This is a genomic window from Sphingomonas sp. LT1P40 (assembly GCF_036663835.1).
GTDB lineage: Bacteria > Pseudomonadota > Alphaproteobacteria > Sphingomonadales > Sphingomonadaceae > Sphingomonas.
The window spans coordinates 724377-737778 of record NZ_JAXOJT010000002.1; the positions used below are offsets into that span (position 1 = coordinate 724377).

Genomic DNA, 13402 nt, shown 5'->3' on the forward strand with positions numbered 1-13402 from the left:
AACAGGGAGTGAGACCAATGACCCGCACTGTGCGCATCGCCGATCCTGCCGAGCTCGCCGCCGCCGAGACCCTCGGCCTCGCCGCCGAACTCGCCGGCTATGCCCGCGCCGCGCGCGATGCCGTCGCAATGATCGAGGCGGCCCGCCTCCTCGCCACACTCCCGCGCGAAGCCTTCGCCCCCGGTGCCGCAACCCCGCCCGCCTTGTTCGCCGAGGCACGCCTGCTGGCCAATGGCGATCGTGCATTGCTGAGCGAGATCAACGCCGTGCAATATGGCTACACCCGCCCGATCGCTGGTTGCTACGTCGCCGATAGTTGGGTCGTCGCCTATCGGGGCAACGGCATCGGTCTCACCGCCACCCAGCCTGCCAATTTGCGCTTTCGCATCGGCGAACCGGTCTGGAATGGTCCGATGACGATTGCCCACAACGCCGACGCCGCCTGAGCGATGGCCATCGCGCGTCTCCTCGCTGCCCTCGCCTTGGTCGCCAGCCCGGCGGCAGGTGCCGAGGAACCCCGTCCCGTCACCGGTGCCGAAATGCGGGCAGAGGCGCGCGCGATGGCAGCGGGCAACCCCGCGCTTCTCGACGAGATTGCTGCCGCCGACGCGGATGCCGCACGCGGCGTTCTCGGTAACGGCCCGACCTCGATCCGTCAGACTGTTCCCGGCGGCGGCAACTGGGCGATCGCACTTACCCGCCGCCCCGGCGAGCCGCTCATGGTCGCGCTCCGTCGCATCGGCCCGGCCCCGGTCACGCTCGCCGTCGTCGACGGGGAGGGGAGACAAGTCTGCGCCGACACCAGCCGTGCCGCACTGCTCAGTTGCCGCATCGCCCCCGGCTCCGGCAAACTCATCGCCCGCATATCCAACCCCGGTGCGGCTAAGACGGACGTGCTGCTGATGACGAACTAGCGCTTCATTTCAATCCGTAATGATCCGCCAGGCGATCCAGCGCCAGCGTCAACACCAGCCGCCCGGCTCGCGCGGGCCAGCCCAGCGCCTTCTCCGCATCCGGCATGGCCTCGCCCGCGCACACTACCCGCCACAGAATGTCAGACAGCCCCGGCCCCGCCGCCGCGACCGCCGCGTCGAACCGCCGCTTCGCGGAAATCTGCGACAGTGTCGGGTCCAGCCCTCCGCCCGGCACCCCGCCGCGTCGTGCCGTGGGTGCCGCGTCCCAGCTCATCGTAACGCGCGGCCCCAATGCAGCCATCTCGTAATCGCCGCGCAACCGCTCCCCCGCCTCAAACTGGCGGGAATTGACCAGCCCGCGTGACCGCAACCAGCCCAGCGGCGATTCGGCCAGATTGACCGTAACTCGCCGACCGGCTCGGCGTGCCGCCACGCCCGTAACCACGCGCCCGTCCTCGATCGACCGTTCTACCAGCTCGCGCATGCACCTCTCCCGCAACAACGAATCACCCTTGCCATATCGTCACGCTTGTAGGAAAGTGATTTAACCACATAGGTTCTATCAAGGCCGCCAGATGATCACCGCCATCCGCGAAGTCCGCCGTGCCAAGGGGTTGACCCTCGAAGATGTCGCCACACGCTGCGATCCACCCACTACCGCGCAGACGATCGGGCGGCTTGAGACCGGCACGCGTACCGTCTCGGTCGGCTGGCTCAACCGTATTGCCGCAGCACTTGGGGTCGATGCCGCCGATCTCGTCAAGCTGCCCGACCGCCCCGACATCCCCGTTGCCGCGATGCTCGACGCCTCGGGGGCACAGGCACCGCGGCGCACCGCCACCGTCACGCCCCCGCATGCAGAACCCGACCTGATAGCGATTACCGTATCCGGCGGCATCGGCGATTATCGCGCGGGCGACGCCATCTGGTGCCGCCGCCTCGCGCCGGGTTCGTTCGCGCCGGCGCTCAACCGCGACGTGCTGATCCCGCGTCCCGCCGGTCGCTTCCTGTTCGGCCGCCTGATCGCGCATGAAGGGGAAGGGGGGCGACTCAACATCCTCCCGCTCGGCCCCGGCGCGCGGCAACAGATCGTCACCGACCCGCCGTGGATCGCCTGCGCGGTGCAGCTCATTCGTCAGCTCTAACCCCTATCTTGCGCGCCGCCCCACACAGGCGCATGCTGGCATCATTCCTTTAGGGGAGGAATGCACATGCGAATGACAACAGGCCTGATCGTGCTCACGCTCGCGGCGACGCCCGCCTTGGCGGAAGAGTGGGATTTCATGCTGACCAACGATGCGGGCAAGCCGATCAAGACGATCGAACTGGCACCGTCGGGCAGCACCGAGTTTAAGCCGCAACTGCTCGATGAGGGGCAAAAGCGCGAACCCGTTATCAAGGTGAAGGCAAAGACCACCGTCCGCTTCGACAAGGCGGCGAAGCAATGTCGCTACGATATCAAGGCGACGTTCGAAGACACCACCAGCCAGGTGTGGAGCGGCGTGAACATTTGCGACAACAGCTATATCACGCTGAAACTCGCGGGCGGCAGGGCAACCGTAAGCGCCAACTAAATCATTTTGAGGCGGCGGGTTGGGGCGATATTAGTCCAGGTGGAGCCGAGAAGGATGAATTTTGAGCACCGGAGCGCAGCGTACTTTCGGTACGTGGGCACCGGAGCGCAAAAATTCGCGCTTCGCAGGCCCGCTTGGGCTGATATAGCTCCAACCCGCATGGTGGGCGCTGACGGGCTCGAACCGCCGACCCTCTCGGTGTAAACGAGATGCTCTACCAACTGAGCTAAGCGCCCCTCTCGGGATTTCGCCGCTTTTAGGGGGATTCGCAGGACGGTCAACGGTCGCCGACACGCAATATGCCATTGCGGTCAGGCCGCCCGCTTCTCCAGCGCGTGCGCCGCCTCGGCCATCAGCTGCGCGATGATCTCGGCGACCGGCTCTTCCTGTTTCACCATGCCGACCGACTGGCCCGCCATCAGCGACCCGTTGTCGATATCGCCGTCGATCACCGCACGGCGCAGCGCGCCTGCCCAGTAATGCTCGATCTGCAGCTGCGCCTCCATCATCTCGACCTTGCCCTCGTCGAGCAATGCCGCAACTTCGCGCTGCTTGGCGGTGAACAGTTCCGACGATGCGTTCTTCAACGCGCGTACCGGAATCACCGGCAAACGCGGGTCGATCTGCACGCTGGAAATGGCGTCGCGCGCGGAGGCGCGGAAGAACGCCTTCTTGAAATTGGGGTGGGCGATGCTCTCGGTCGCACAGGCAAAGCGCGTGCCCAGCTGCACCCCGGCCGCGCCCATATCCAGATAGCCCGCAATCGCCTCGCCGCGCCCGATCCCGCCCGCAACGAACACCGGCACCTGTTCGGCCACCTCGGGTAGGATCTCCTGCGCCAGCACGCTGGTCGACACCGGGCCGATATGGCCGCCGGCCTCCATTCCCTCGACCACCAGCGCATCGACGCCCGAGCGGATCAGCTTCTTGGCCAGCGACAAGGCAGGCGCAAAGCAGATCAGCTTGGCCCCGTTCGTCTTGATCGCATCCAGCGAACCCGTCGGCGGCAGCCCCCCGGCCAGCACGATATGCGTGACATCATGCTTCGCGCACACCGCGATCAGGTCGAACAGCATCGGGTGCATCGTGATGAGGTTCACCCCGAACGGCTTGTCCGTCAGCGCCTTCGTGCCCGCAATCTCGGCATCCAGCAGCTCGGGCGTCATCGCCCCGCACGCGATCAGCCCGAATCCGCCCGCGTTGGAAATCGCGGAGACGAGATTACGCTCGCTAACCCACGACATCGCCCCGCACAGGATCGCGGTCTCGCTGCCCAGAAACTCGACGCCGCGCGCCATGCGGCGTTGCAGCCGCTCTTCACCAATGCTCATGGCGCGGACCTAGCCGGGGCGGGCGGGGTCAGGCAAGCCTTGCCTACGCCGCCTCATCCTCCGGCGCGTCCAGCCCATAGGCCGTGTGCAGCACGCGCACCGCCAGCTCGGTATAATCCTCCTCGATCAGCACGCTGACCTTGATCTCGGACGTGGTGATGGCGAGGATGTTGATGCGGCGTTCGCCCAGCGTTTCGAACATCTGTGCGGCGACACCAGCGTGGCTGCGCATGCCGACGCCGACGACACTGATCTTGGCGACCTTGGGATCGTGGATCAGCGCGTCGTAACCGATCGGCGCCTTCGCCTTTTCCAGCACGTCGAGCGCGCGAGTCAGTTCGGCGCGTGGCACTGTGAACGTGACGTCGGTCGATCCGGTCGCATGCGCGATATTCTGGATGATCATGTCGACGTTGATCCCCGCCTCCGCCAGCGGCGTGAAGATATGGCCGACGGCACCGGGACGGTCGGGGACGTTGGTCAGCGTCACCTTCGCTTCGTTTTTGTCATGCGCGATACCGGTGATGAGCTGGCGTTCCACGTCGTCAATCTCCTCTTCGCCGACGATCAGCGTGCCGCGATGGCCGTCATCGTCATGTGTGTCTTCGAAAGAAGAAAGCACGCGCACGCGCACCCCCTCCTTCATCGCCAGCCCGACCGAGCGCGTCTGGAGCACTTTCGCGCCCACGCTCGCCAGTTCCAGCATTTCTTCATAGGTAACCTTGGACAGTTTGCGCGCACGCGGCACGATCCGGGGGTCGGTCGTGTAAACGCCGTCCACGTCCGTATAGATATCGCAGCGGTCGGCCTTCATCGCGGCTGCCACCGCCACCGCCGATGTGTCCGATCCGCCCCGGCCCAACGTTGTGACGCGATTCTCCGCCGTCAGACCCTGAAACCCCGGCACCACCGCGACATGGCCGTCGGCGAGGCTGGCGTTGAGGGCGTCGGTGTCGATGCCCTCGATCCGCGCCGAGCTGTGCGCGCCGTTGGTGTGGACCGGCAGCTGCCAGCCCATCCATGATCGCGCGGGCACACCGATCGCCTGCAAGGCGATGGCGAGCAACCCGCTGGTCACCTGTTCACCGGCGGAGACGACGACGTCATATTCTCGCAAATCGTAAAGCGCGCTCGCCTCGCGGCAGAACCCCACCAGCCGGTCGGTTTCGCCCGACATGGCGGAGACGACGACGGCGACCTGATTGCCTGCTTCCCATTCGCGCTTCACGCGCGCGGCGACGTTGCGAATCCGCTCGATGCCCGCCATCGACGTGCCACCGAACTTCATCACGATGCGTGCCATGAGTCTTCTGCCCCCTGAACCAAATGCTTGGGTCGTTGCGGAGGCGCTGATAGGAGGGGGGGATGGCGATGACAAGCAAAGCAACCATTGACCCGCGTGAAGCTGAGCATTTCGGCAAGCTGGCGGCGGACTGGTGGAATCCCAAGGGCTCGTCGGCGATGCTGCACCGGCTGAACCCGGTGCGGCTACGCTATATCCGGGAGGCAGTGGATGCGCATTGGCATGGCGACGCCCACGGTTTCACGCCGCTGACGGGCAAGGCTGCCGTTGATGTCGGCTGTGGCGCGGGCTTGCTGACCGAACCGCTTGCCCGGCTGGGCGCGCGCGTCACCGGGGTCGATGCCGCGCCCGAGAATATCGGTGCGGCACAGGCCCATGCCGGTGCCTCCGGCCTGGAAATCAAATATCTGGCGGGCGAGTTCGAGGGCGTCGCGGCGGGCCGGACCTTCGATCTGGTCGTCTCGATGGAGGTCATCGAACATGTCACCGATCCCGCCGCGTTCGTGCGCGGTCTCGCTGCCGCCCTTGCCCCGGGCGGCCTCATGATCCTCTCAACCCCCAACCGCACGCCGCTGTCACGGCTGGCGATGATTACGGTCGGCGAAGGGCTGGGCATGATCCCGAAGGGCACGCACGACCATGACAAGTTCATCACGCCCGGCGAATTGACCAAGCTGCTCGCCGCCGCCGGGCTGGACGTCGCCGATCTGCGCGGCCTGTCCTTCTCGCCCGGCGCGGGCTTTCACCTGTCGGACGACACCAGCCTCAACTATCTGCTGACCGCGCGGTGGTCGGTCGAGCGGGCGGCATAACGATCCGGAATGCGCGGCGATCGGTGGATGCGGTCGAAGATCGTTGCCGCCCGCTCGCACGCCTGTTTCAAGCGCTCTGCCTCCCGCTCGCCGTTCATGTTTCTTTCGCCGACATACGGAATAGCGTCGCCGCGACCAGCCACAGGCCCGTGAAGAACCCGCTCAGTACGATCACATCGCGCGGCCATGCCCTGCCATCGGTTCCCAAGTCACCGATCAACGCGATTGCGCCAACCACCACTTGCGATACCGCTGCGGCGATCAGCGTCCAGCCCATTCCCTCGGCGCGGAAATGCGCGATGCACGCCCCGCCGGTGATGACCGCGATCACCCCCGCGAACATCAAATTGGCGTCGTTATTCTCGCTGCCGATGATGCCCACCGCCAGATTGAGCCAGATCAACAGGAACACGCCCAGCACGGTCACCCCGGCGGCGACGCGATAGGCCATCGCGTTCGACCGGCTCGACAGCCATTCATACGCCCCCAGAATGATCGCGAGCAGCCCGCCCATCACGATGAAGTCGCTCGCGGTCCACTGCACCTCTTCGGTAAACTGCATTGCGATCGCCGGAATTGTCAGCAGCCCTGCCGCCGCGCTCCACCGCGCGATCCGCCACAGGTTGCGCCCGCCGCCATGCTTGTCCGTTATCGCCGCCATCTGCCCGCCTTTTTGTTTCGATTGAGGGAGCGGCATCGTCTGTCCGAAGGGTGAGCGTCATGAGCAAAGCATGATGTTTCGCTGAAATCGGCGGAATAGCATTTTCCTACAGACCCGGCTTCGCGATATATGGTCCGTCCGATGACCGACCGGGACGCTTTCATTCAATCAGCCGCATGCGGCACCCCAGAGAGCGCGCGCGCATGCGCGAGGCAGTGTGACTTTTGGGACTTTTCACGGTTCGGCGTGGCACTCACCACGCGCCTGACAACCCGTCGATTGTGTCAACTGCGTCAACTTGTCGCGTCAGAACAGCCGTCCGCCATTCGGCACCGGAACGCTGGGATGAAACAGCACGACCTGCCCGTCCGCATCGGGGAAGCCCAGCGTCAGCACTTCCGACATCATGGGGCCGATCTGGCGCGGTGGGAAATTGACCACCGCCGCGACCTGCAATCCGGGCAGGTCGGCCAGCGCGTGATGTTCGGTAATCTGCGCCGACGATCGCTTCACGCCGATCACGGGTCCGAAATCGATGGTCAGCTTGAACGCGGGCTTGCGCGCTTCCGGAAACGGTTCGGCGGCGATGATCGTGCCGACGCGAATATCGACCGCGAGGAACTGGTCGAACACGATCTCGGGCGCTGCGGGCGCTGTGGCTTGGTGGGAAATATGCATAAGGCGACTCCTTTTGCCGCCCGATTGACAGACCCGGGCGGTTTCGCCCAGTCCCGCACAATGAGCGTGAAGCTGCACCCCGACTGGCTCGACCCGTTACAGGCGGAGTTCGACAGCGATTACATGGCGTCGCTGCGCGCCTTTTTGCTCGCGGAAAAGGCGGCCGGAAAACGCATCTTCCCAAACAGTGCCGACTGGTTTCGCGCGCTCGACCTTACCCCGCCGCAAGATGCTCGGGTCGTCATTCTCGGGCAGGATCCCTATCATGGCGCGGGACAGGCGCACGGCCTATGTTTTTCGGTCCAGCCGGGCGTCCGCGTGCCGCCCAGTCTGGTCAACATCTATAAGGAATTGAACACTGATCTTGGGATCGTCCCGGCGCGGCACGGTTTTCTGGAGCATTGGGCGAAGCAGGGTGTCCTGCTGCTCAACAATGTCCTGACGGTTGAGATGGGTGTGGCCGCGTCGCACAAGGGGCGCGGCTGGGAGCGGTTCACCGATGCAGTCGTCGCGCACGTCAATGCGCAACCGCAGCCGGTAGTGTTCATGCTGTGGGGTAGCCATGCGCAGAAAAAGGCGGCGTCGGTCGATTCGCGGCATCTTGTGCTCCGCGCACCGCACCCGTCGCCGCTGTCTGCGCATACCGGCTTCCTCGGATGCCGCCATTTTTCACAGGCGAACAGCTTTCTCAAGGCGCACGGGCGGGGGGCGATCGACTGGGCATTGCCGCCGATTGCAAGTGTTTGACTTTCGTTATTTTCGATGCCTAGACAAGGGCATCAAAACTTGGGGTGGGGGCCGGGATGGCTGACAAGATTCGGAACCATAGCGTAGCCGCCGATCAGCGTGCCGCTCGTCAATCCTGGGTGCGCCCGACGGTTCGCCGACTCGCTGCGAGCGCGGCCGAAATCGGCACCCGTCCTGACAATACGGACGGTGCCTTCTCCTTTTCGTGAGGTGCCATGCGCGGATCAGAAACTGATTCGCGCCGCCACCCGGATGTCGCGCCCTGCCAGCGGGACAAAATCCTTGGTAAAGGATGCATGGCGGCGGGCGTCGACATCGAAGATATTGTTGGCTGACAAGATCAGCGCGGTTTCGCGCTTCTCACCAAACGGGTGCCAGGTGAGCGACGCATTGACCAGCGTGAAAGCCGCCGTTCCGGTCTCGAACGCGGCGATGCGCGATTGCTTCGTCACGTGCTCCACCTCGACCCGTCCGCCGAAATCGCCTTGGTTGACGTCGATGCCGCCCAGGATGCGCAGCGGCGGGATGCGCGGCACCGGGCTGCCATCCTCCAGCGTGGCGCGGACATAATCGGCGACGATGTTGCCGCCGACCGTAAACTCGCCCTTGTGCAGCAGGGTCGCCGAGACTTCACCCTCGACGCCGATGTAGCGCGCATCGGACTGGCGGTACTGAAACACGGGTAGTTCATCGATTTCGAGGCCGGTTTCGGTCTCGTAAATATAGTCGCTGAACCAGTTGGCATAGCCCGCGACCTGAAACTTCAGGCTGCCGATCGCGCCGCGGGCGTAAATCTCGCCGCCCCAGCTTTTCTCGGTACGGAAATCGGGGTTGCCGACCTCATAGGCCTGAGTCGCAACGTGCGGCCCGTTGGAGAACAGCTCCTCACCCGACGGCGCACGGACGGCGCGTGAGGCGTTGACGCCGACCTTGACCCGCGGCCCGACCGCATAGGACAGGCCCACTGCGCCCGAAAAGGCGTTGAAGGTCCGATCTACACCGCCGATCGGCGAATCCTCGTCCAGTCCGAACTTCACCGCGTTCGAGCTGACGTTGGTGTGCTCGTAGCGAAGCGCGCCCTCCAGCCCGAGGTCGCCCAATTTCACTTCCTGCAACGCGAACACGCCATATTGATCGGTGGTGTTTGGCGGCACGAAGGCTTCGGCACCGATCGCCGAGAAATCGCGGGTGAAACCCTGAAAACCCACCACGCCGCGCCAGCCGCCGCGATCCGCCTGAACAAGTTCCAGCCGTCCCTCGAACCCGTCGGAAGCGAACACCGTGCCGACCTCGTCGCCCTCGAACTCGGTATGTTCATAGGTCGAATAGCCGGCGCGCACGCGGATTTTGTCGAGAAGGCCGCCATTGAGGTTGACCTCGCCGCGCAGGTCGGCGCGCAGCTGGTTCAGCGCGATGGTGACCGGTGCTTCGCCATGCTCTTCGTCCTCCGGCTCACCGTTCTCATGATGGTGTTCGGCACCCGGGCGCGAAGGGACGCCGTACTTCGTGTCGTAATAGCCGACCGAAAAGCCGAGACTGCCACCGTCGTTGATGAGCGCCAGCCCGCCACCCAGCGTATAGGTGCGGGTGCCGCTATTGGGCAGGCGGCCGCGCTGGTTGGCGACTTCAAGCGCCTCCGCTGCCTCGTCGGCATGGCCTTCTTCGGCTTCTTCGGCGGCGATTTCGAGCTGTTCGGCGCGCAGCGACGGGCTGAGTACGAAGCCTCCGATACGGACATCGTCGGACTTGCGATAACTGCCGTCGAAATGGAGGACGATCTGTTTCGTCAGTGCGACATCGACCGCAGCACCCCCGCTGCGCTCGTCGGCCGCGGATCCATAGGTCCCCATCGCATCGACGTGAAAACCATTCTCCGGCACGGCGCGTGGAATGCGGCGGTCGAGCACGTTGACCGCGCCGCCGATCGCCTGACTGCCGAACAGCAGCACGGCGGGGCCGCGCAGCACTTCGATTCGCTCGGCGGTCAGCGGGTCGATCGATACGGCATGGTCGGTTGAGGTGTTGGAGACGTCGAGCGTGCCGAGTCCGTCGGACAGCACGCGAACGCGCTCACCCTGAAACCCGCGCAGGATCGGGCGCGACGCACCAGGGCTGAACGACGTGGCGGAGACGCCCGGCACACGAGTCAGTGTGTCGCCGATCTGGCCGCGAATATCGCGCACCAGCTCATCGCCGGTCACCACCGAACTGCCCGCGAGCAAGTCGAGGTCGGCCACGAACGGCGCGGTGATGACGACATCGTCGGCTGGCTCGCCGTGCACGATGCTGCGGCCGTCGCTGTCGCGCTCCTGATGCTCGGCGGTCTGGGCGAGCGCCGGAAAGGCGAGGAAACTGGTGGCGAACAGGGCAATGGCGCTACGCTTCATGGGAATACGCGATCCTCGGCTGAAAGAACGCGGCTCCTTTAAGAGCAATGTTACAACATCACAAGCGCCAGCTTACGAAAATCGGACGGGGCCAGTCGCTGGTGCGGCGAATTAGAGGTTTTCGTCGAGCGCAATGCCTGCATTGCGGTGCGCAGCGACCAGCGCATTGCGCAGCAAACAGGCGATGGTCATCGGGCCGACGCCGCCCGGAACCGGGGTAATCGCGCCCGCGACCGAGGCGGCGCTGTCGAACTCGACATCGCCGACGAGGGCACCGTCGACGCGGTTGATGCCGACATCGATCACGGTCGCGCCGGGCTTTAGCCACGCGCCCTTGACGAAATGGGGGCGCGCGACCGCGGCGACGACGATGTCGGCGCGGGCAACGTGACCGGGCAGGTCTTTGGTGCGCGAATGGGCAAGGGTGACGGTGCAGCTGGCTGCCGTCAGCAACGCGGCCATCGGCTTTCCGACGAGGATTGAGCGGCCGATGACGATAGCGTCCTTGCCGGAAAGGTCGCCCAACTGGTCCTGCAACAGCATCAGGCTGCCAAGCGGGGTGCAAGGCACCAGCCCGTCAATGCCCAGCGCCAGCCGACCGGCATTGACCGGGGTGAGGCCATCGACATCCTTCGCCGGATCGATCGCCGCAACCACCGCCTGTTCGTCGAGATGGCGGGGCAGGGGCAGCTGGACGAGGATGCCGTCCACCGCTGCGTCGGCGTTGAGCTGGCGGACCAGCGCTATCAACATGTCCTGCGTCGTGTCGGCGGGCAAGCGATGCTCGAAGCTCACCATGTTGGCGGCGATGGTCGCCTTGCCCTTGCTGCGGACGTAAACGGCGGAGGCGGGATCATCGCCGACCAGCACGACCGCAAGGCCCGCCTTGCGGCCCGCCGCCGCCTCGAATGCTGCCGCCGCAACGCCGACACGCTCGCGGAGTCGCAAGGCAAATGCCTTGCCGTCGATGATTTCAGCCGTCATGCGCCGCGCCATAAAGGCTCGCGGCAATCATCGCCAGTGCCGGATTAGATACCGTTGCTCGCCAGCGCCGCACCCAGATTGGGGATGATCGCATAGTTGATGATCGCAATCAGGATCAGCACCACGAACGGCGCGAAATCCATCGGCCCGGTGTCGGGCAGGATGCGGCGAATCGGTCGATAGATCGGCTCGGTCAGCGTGTTCAGACCCTTCCACAGCGAGCTGACGAAATCATTATACGTGTTGATAACGTTGAACGCGATCAATACCGACAGGATCGCCTGAACGACGATGATCCACCACAGCACGTTCAAGAGGATCTGGACGATGTCGAAAATGATCGCGATTGTCGTGCCCAACTGGACCTCCTGGATTTACTCGTCTGTACCTGAACGCGGCGCGTTTCGGCAAGCTGTGTTGCCTAGATAGGACGCCTCAGCGGTGAACCAAGGTGCCCGCACCTTGCGTCGTGAAGATTTCCAACAGCATCGAATGCGGAATACGTCCGTCGAGGATGACGGCGGCGTCCACCCCGGCATCGACCGCGGCGACGCAGGTCTCGACCTTCGGGATCATCCCGCCCGAAATCGTGCCGTCTGCCTTCAGCGCGAGGATGCGACCGGGGTCGAGATCGGTGAGCAGGTCGCCGGATTTGTCGAGCACCCCCGGCACGTCGGTCAACAGGAAGAAACGTGAGGCCCCCAGCGCAGCGGCGATCGCGCCCGCCATGGTATCGGCGTTGATATTATAGGTATGCCCGTCCGCGCCCAGCGCGATCGGCGCGATCACCGGGATGAAGCCCTGATTCGACAGGGTGGTCAGCACCGATGCATCGACCGAAACAGGTTCGCCGACGAAGCCCAGATCGACATGACGCTCAATACCTTGCAGCGCATCCGCCTCGCTGCGCTGGACTTTGCGCGCGGTGACCAGACCCGAATCCTTGCCGGAAATGCCCAGCGCGCGACCACCCGCAGCCCCGATCCACGACACGATTTCCTTGTTGATCGATCCCGCCAGCACCATTTCGGCGATCCGCGCGGTTTCGGCATCGGTCACGCGCAGACCGCCGACAAAGCTCGATTCGACGCCCAGCCGTTTGAGCATCGATCCGATCTGCGGCCCGCCGCCATGCACCACCACCGGGTTGATGCCGACCGCCTTGAGCAGCACCACATCCTCGGCAAAATCGCGTGCCAGTTCCGGGTCGCCCATCGCATGGCCACCATATTTCACGACGAATGTCTTGCCTTTGTAACGCTGCATATAGGGCAGCGCATCGGTCAGCGTTTCCGCCTTGGCGAGCATGGCCGGATCGGGTGCGTGTTGGGTCATGCCGCGCCTTTAGGCGGCGGGAGCGCTCCGGTCCAGATGGCGACCCAGCGCAACGAAGCCGTAGATCAGCAGCGGCACCAGCACGATCGACAAGGTAACCTTGGCCAGCATCTGGCCCGCCAGCAGGTTGGTGATGTCGAAGAGCCCGTAAAAGGCGACGAACACGAATACCAATGTATCGACGATCTGGCTGAGCACGCCCGCCACCGCCGAGCGGAACCACAGCATGCGCGATCCTTCCCGCCCCTTGAGCGCGGCGAAGATGGTGACGTTCAGCGTCTGCGAAATGCCATAAGCGATGATCCCGCCGATCCAGATGCGCCAAGTGCTGAACAGGATCAGCTGGATCGCCTTCAGCCCGTCGGCGCGTTGCTCGATCATTTCCGCCGATGGCGGAAGCGCGAACACCAGCAGTGATAGCAGCAGCGACGCGATCAACGGCACGAAGCCGAACAGCACCAGTTTGTTGGCGACACTGCGCCCGTGCAGTTCCGCAACGGCGCTCGACACCGCGACCAGCAGCAGAAAGGCGAAGATGCCCGCCTCGACCGCCAATGGCCCCAATGCAACCTGCTTATTGCCCAGCACGCCCGCGATGCAGACCATGCCCCCATAGAAGATCGAGAGGAAGAAGAGCGAGCGCGTCAGCGGAACAGGTGTCGTCATGGCGCACGCT

At 64.6% G+C, this 13402-nt stretch carries 16 protein-coding genes and 1 tRNA gene; 6 read left to right on the plus strand and 11 right to left on the minus strand.

The window, feature by feature from the left end; translation table 11 throughout:
* The first annotated feature begins 17 nt into the window (after positions 1-17).
* Complete coding sequence (locus U1702_RS15025; protein WP_332725995.1) at positions 18-446, plus strand: hypothetical protein; 429 nt, start codon at positions 18-20, stop codon at positions 444-446.
* Between the two features lie 3 nt (positions 447-449).
* A complete protein-coding gene (locus U1702_RS15030; protein ID WP_332725996.1) occupies positions 450-914 on the plus strand; it encodes a hypothetical protein in 465 nt (154 codons plus the stop codon).
* Positions 915-918: 4 nt separating this feature from the next.
* Here the strand turns inward: U1702_RS15030 and U1702_RS15035 are convergent, their stop codons facing one another.
* On the minus strand, positions 919-1398 hold the full coding sequence (locus U1702_RS15035) for a DUF6456 domain-containing protein (RefSeq protein WP_332725997.1): 480 nt from the start codon (positions 1396-1398) through the stop codon (positions 919-921).
* 91 nt (positions 1399-1489) lie between these two features.
* On the opposite strand from U1702_RS15035, the gene U1702_RS15040 reads away from it, so the two are divergent.
* Both U1702_RS15040 and U1702_RS15045 read left to right on the plus strand, forming a co-directional pair.
* Positions 1490-2059: a helix-turn-helix domain-containing protein gene (locus U1702_RS15040; protein ID WP_332725998.1), complete on the plus strand. Its 570-nt coding sequence runs from the start codon at positions 1490-1492 to the stop codon at positions 2057-2059.
* A gap of 66 nt (positions 2060-2125) precedes the next feature.
* Positions 2126-2488, plus strand: a complete 363-nt coding sequence (locus tag U1702_RS15045) for a hypothetical protein (protein ID WP_332725999.1) — start codon at positions 2126-2128, stop codon at positions 2486-2488.
* Positions 2489-2648: 160 nt separating this feature from the next.
* Here the strand turns inward: U1702_RS15045 and U1702_RS15050 are convergent.
* From U1702_RS15050 to U1702_RS15060, 3 genes are all read right to left on the minus strand, one after another.
* Positions 2649-2724: transfer RNA gene (locus U1702_RS15050), tRNA-Val, on the minus strand.
* Positions 2725-2799: 75 nt separating this feature from the next.
* A complete protein-coding gene (locus U1702_RS15055) occupies positions 2800-3819 on the minus strand; it encodes an NAD(P)H-dependent flavin oxidoreductase (protein WP_332726000.1) in 1020 nt (339 codons plus the stop codon).
* A gap of 43 nt (positions 3820-3862) precedes the next feature.
* Positions 3863-5122: an aspartate kinase gene (locus U1702_RS15060; RefSeq protein WP_332726001.1), complete on the minus strand. Its 1260-nt coding sequence runs from the start codon at positions 5120-5122 to the stop codon at positions 3863-3865.
* 62 nt (positions 5123-5184) lie between these two features.
* Between U1702_RS15060 and ubiG the strand changes: the two genes are divergently transcribed.
* Positions 5185-5934, plus strand: coding sequence for a bifunctional 2-polyprenyl-6-hydroxyphenol methylase/3-demethylubiquinol 3-O-methyltransferase UbiG (gene ubiG, locus U1702_RS15065; protein WP_332726002.1), 750 nt, complete (start codon positions 5185-5187; stop codon positions 5932-5934).
* A 94-nt stretch (positions 5935-6028) separates the two neighbouring features.
* On the opposite strand, the gene U1702_RS15070 is transcribed toward ubiG, so the two are convergent.
* Positions 6029-6595, minus strand: a complete 567-nt coding sequence (locus U1702_RS15070) for a hypothetical protein (protein WP_332726003.1) — start codon at positions 6593-6595, stop codon at positions 6029-6031.
* A 306-nt stretch (positions 6596-6901) separates the two neighbouring features.
* The gene (locus U1702_RS15075; RefSeq protein WP_332726004.1) at positions 6902-7273 is read right to left on the minus strand and encodes a tRNA-binding protein; all 372 of its coding nucleotides are present in this window, start codon (positions 7271-7273) and stop codon (positions 6902-6904) included.
* Positions 7274-7333: 60 nt separating this feature from the next.
* Here U1702_RS15075 and ung point away from each other — a divergent pair, with 60 nt between their 5' ends.
* Complete coding sequence (gene ung, locus U1702_RS15080; RefSeq protein ID WP_332726005.1) at positions 7334-8020, plus strand: uracil-DNA glycosylase; 687 nt, start codon at positions 7334-7336, stop codon at positions 8018-8020.
* Positions 8021-8244: 224 nt separating this feature from the next.
* Here ung and U1702_RS15085 read toward each other — a convergent pair whose 3' ends face one another.
* The 5 genes from U1702_RS15085 to U1702_RS15105 form a co-directional block, all read right to left on the minus strand.
* Positions 8245-10407, minus strand: coding sequence for a TonB-dependent receptor (locus U1702_RS15085; protein ID WP_332726006.1), 2163 nt, complete (start codon positions 10405-10407; stop codon positions 8245-8247).
* Positions 10408-10518: 111 nt separating this feature from the next.
* Complete coding sequence (locus tag U1702_RS15090) at positions 10519-11391, minus strand: bifunctional 5,10-methylenetetrahydrofolate dehydrogenase/5,10-methenyltetrahydrofolate cyclohydrolase (RefSeq protein WP_332726007.1); 873 nt, start codon at positions 11389-11391, stop codon at positions 10519-10521.
* A 44-nt stretch (positions 11392-11435) separates the two neighbouring features.
* Positions 11436-11750, minus strand: coding sequence for a YggT family protein (locus U1702_RS15095; protein ID WP_332726008.1), 315 nt, complete (start codon positions 11748-11750; stop codon positions 11436-11438).
* A 76-nt stretch (positions 11751-11826) separates the two neighbouring features.
* Positions 11827-12726, minus strand: a complete 900-nt coding sequence (gene argB / locus U1702_RS15100; protein WP_332726009.1) for an acetylglutamate kinase — start codon at positions 12724-12726, stop codon at positions 11827-11829.
* Between the two features lie 9 nt (positions 12727-12735).
* A complete protein-coding gene (locus U1702_RS15105) occupies positions 12736-13392 on the minus strand; it encodes a queuosine precursor transporter (RefSeq protein ID WP_332726010.1) in 657 nt (218 codons plus the stop codon).
* Positions 13393-13402 lie beyond the last annotated feature (10 nt).

What these genes read in the sequence shown, in the direction of transcription:
- U1702_RS15025 (WP_332725995.1), top strand. Translation starts at nt 18, where the DNA reads ATGACCCGCACTGTGCGCATCGCCGATCCTGCCGAGCTCGCCGCCGCC.
- U1702_RS15030 (WP_332725996.1), top strand. Translation starts at nt 450, where the DNA reads ATGGCCATCGCGCGTCTCCTCGCTGCCCTCGCCTTGGTCGCCAGCCCG.
- U1702_RS15035 (WP_332725997.1), bottom strand. Translation starts at nt 1,398, where the DNA reads ATGCGCGAGCTGGTAGAACGGTCGATCGAGGACGGGCGCGTGGTTACG.
- U1702_RS15040 (WP_332725998.1), top strand. Translation starts at nt 1,490, where the DNA reads ATGATCACCGCCATCCGCGAAGTCCGCCGTGCCAAGGGGTTGACCCTC.
- U1702_RS15045 (WP_332725999.1), top strand. Translation starts at nt 2,126, where the DNA reads ATGCGAATGACAACAGGCCTGATCGTGCTCACGCTCGCGGCGACGCCC.
- U1702_RS15055 (WP_332726000.1), bottom strand. Translation starts at nt 3,819, where the DNA reads ATGAGCATTGGTGAAGAGCGGCTGCAACGCCGCATGGCGCGCGGCGTC.
- U1702_RS15060 (WP_332726001.1), bottom strand. Translation starts at nt 5,122, where the DNA reads ATGGCACGCATCGTGATGAAGTTCGGTGGCACGTCGATGGCGGGCATC.
- ubiG (WP_332726002.1), top strand. Translation starts at nt 5,185, where the DNA reads ATGGCGATGACAAGCAAAGCAACCATTGACCCGCGTGAAGCTGAGCAT.
- U1702_RS15070 (WP_332726003.1), bottom strand. Translation starts at nt 6,595, where the DNA reads ATGGCGGCGATAACGGACAAGCATGGCGGCGGGCGCAACCTGTGGCGG.
- U1702_RS15075 (WP_332726004.1), bottom strand. Translation starts at nt 7,273, where the DNA reads ATGCATATTTCCCACCAAGCCACAGCGCCCGCAGCGCCCGAGATCGTG.
- ung (WP_332726005.1), top strand. Translation starts at nt 7,334, where the DNA reads ATGAGCGTGAAGCTGCACCCCGACTGGCTCGACCCGTTACAGGCGGAG.
- U1702_RS15085 (WP_332726006.1), bottom strand. Translation starts at nt 10,407, where the DNA reads ATGAAGCGTAGCGCCATTGCCCTGTTCGCCACCAGTTTCCTCGCCTTT.
- U1702_RS15090 (WP_332726007.1), bottom strand. Translation starts at nt 11,391, where the DNA reads ATGACGGCTGAAATCATCGACGGCAAGGCATTTGCCTTGCGACTCCGC.
- argB (WP_332726009.1), bottom strand. Translation starts at nt 12,726, where the DNA reads ATGACCCAACACGCACCCGATCCGGCCATGCTCGCCAAGGCGGAAACG.
- U1702_RS15105 (WP_332726010.1), bottom strand. Translation starts at nt 13,392, where the DNA reads ATGACGACACCTGTTCCGCTGACGCGCTCGCTCTTCTTCCTCTCGATC.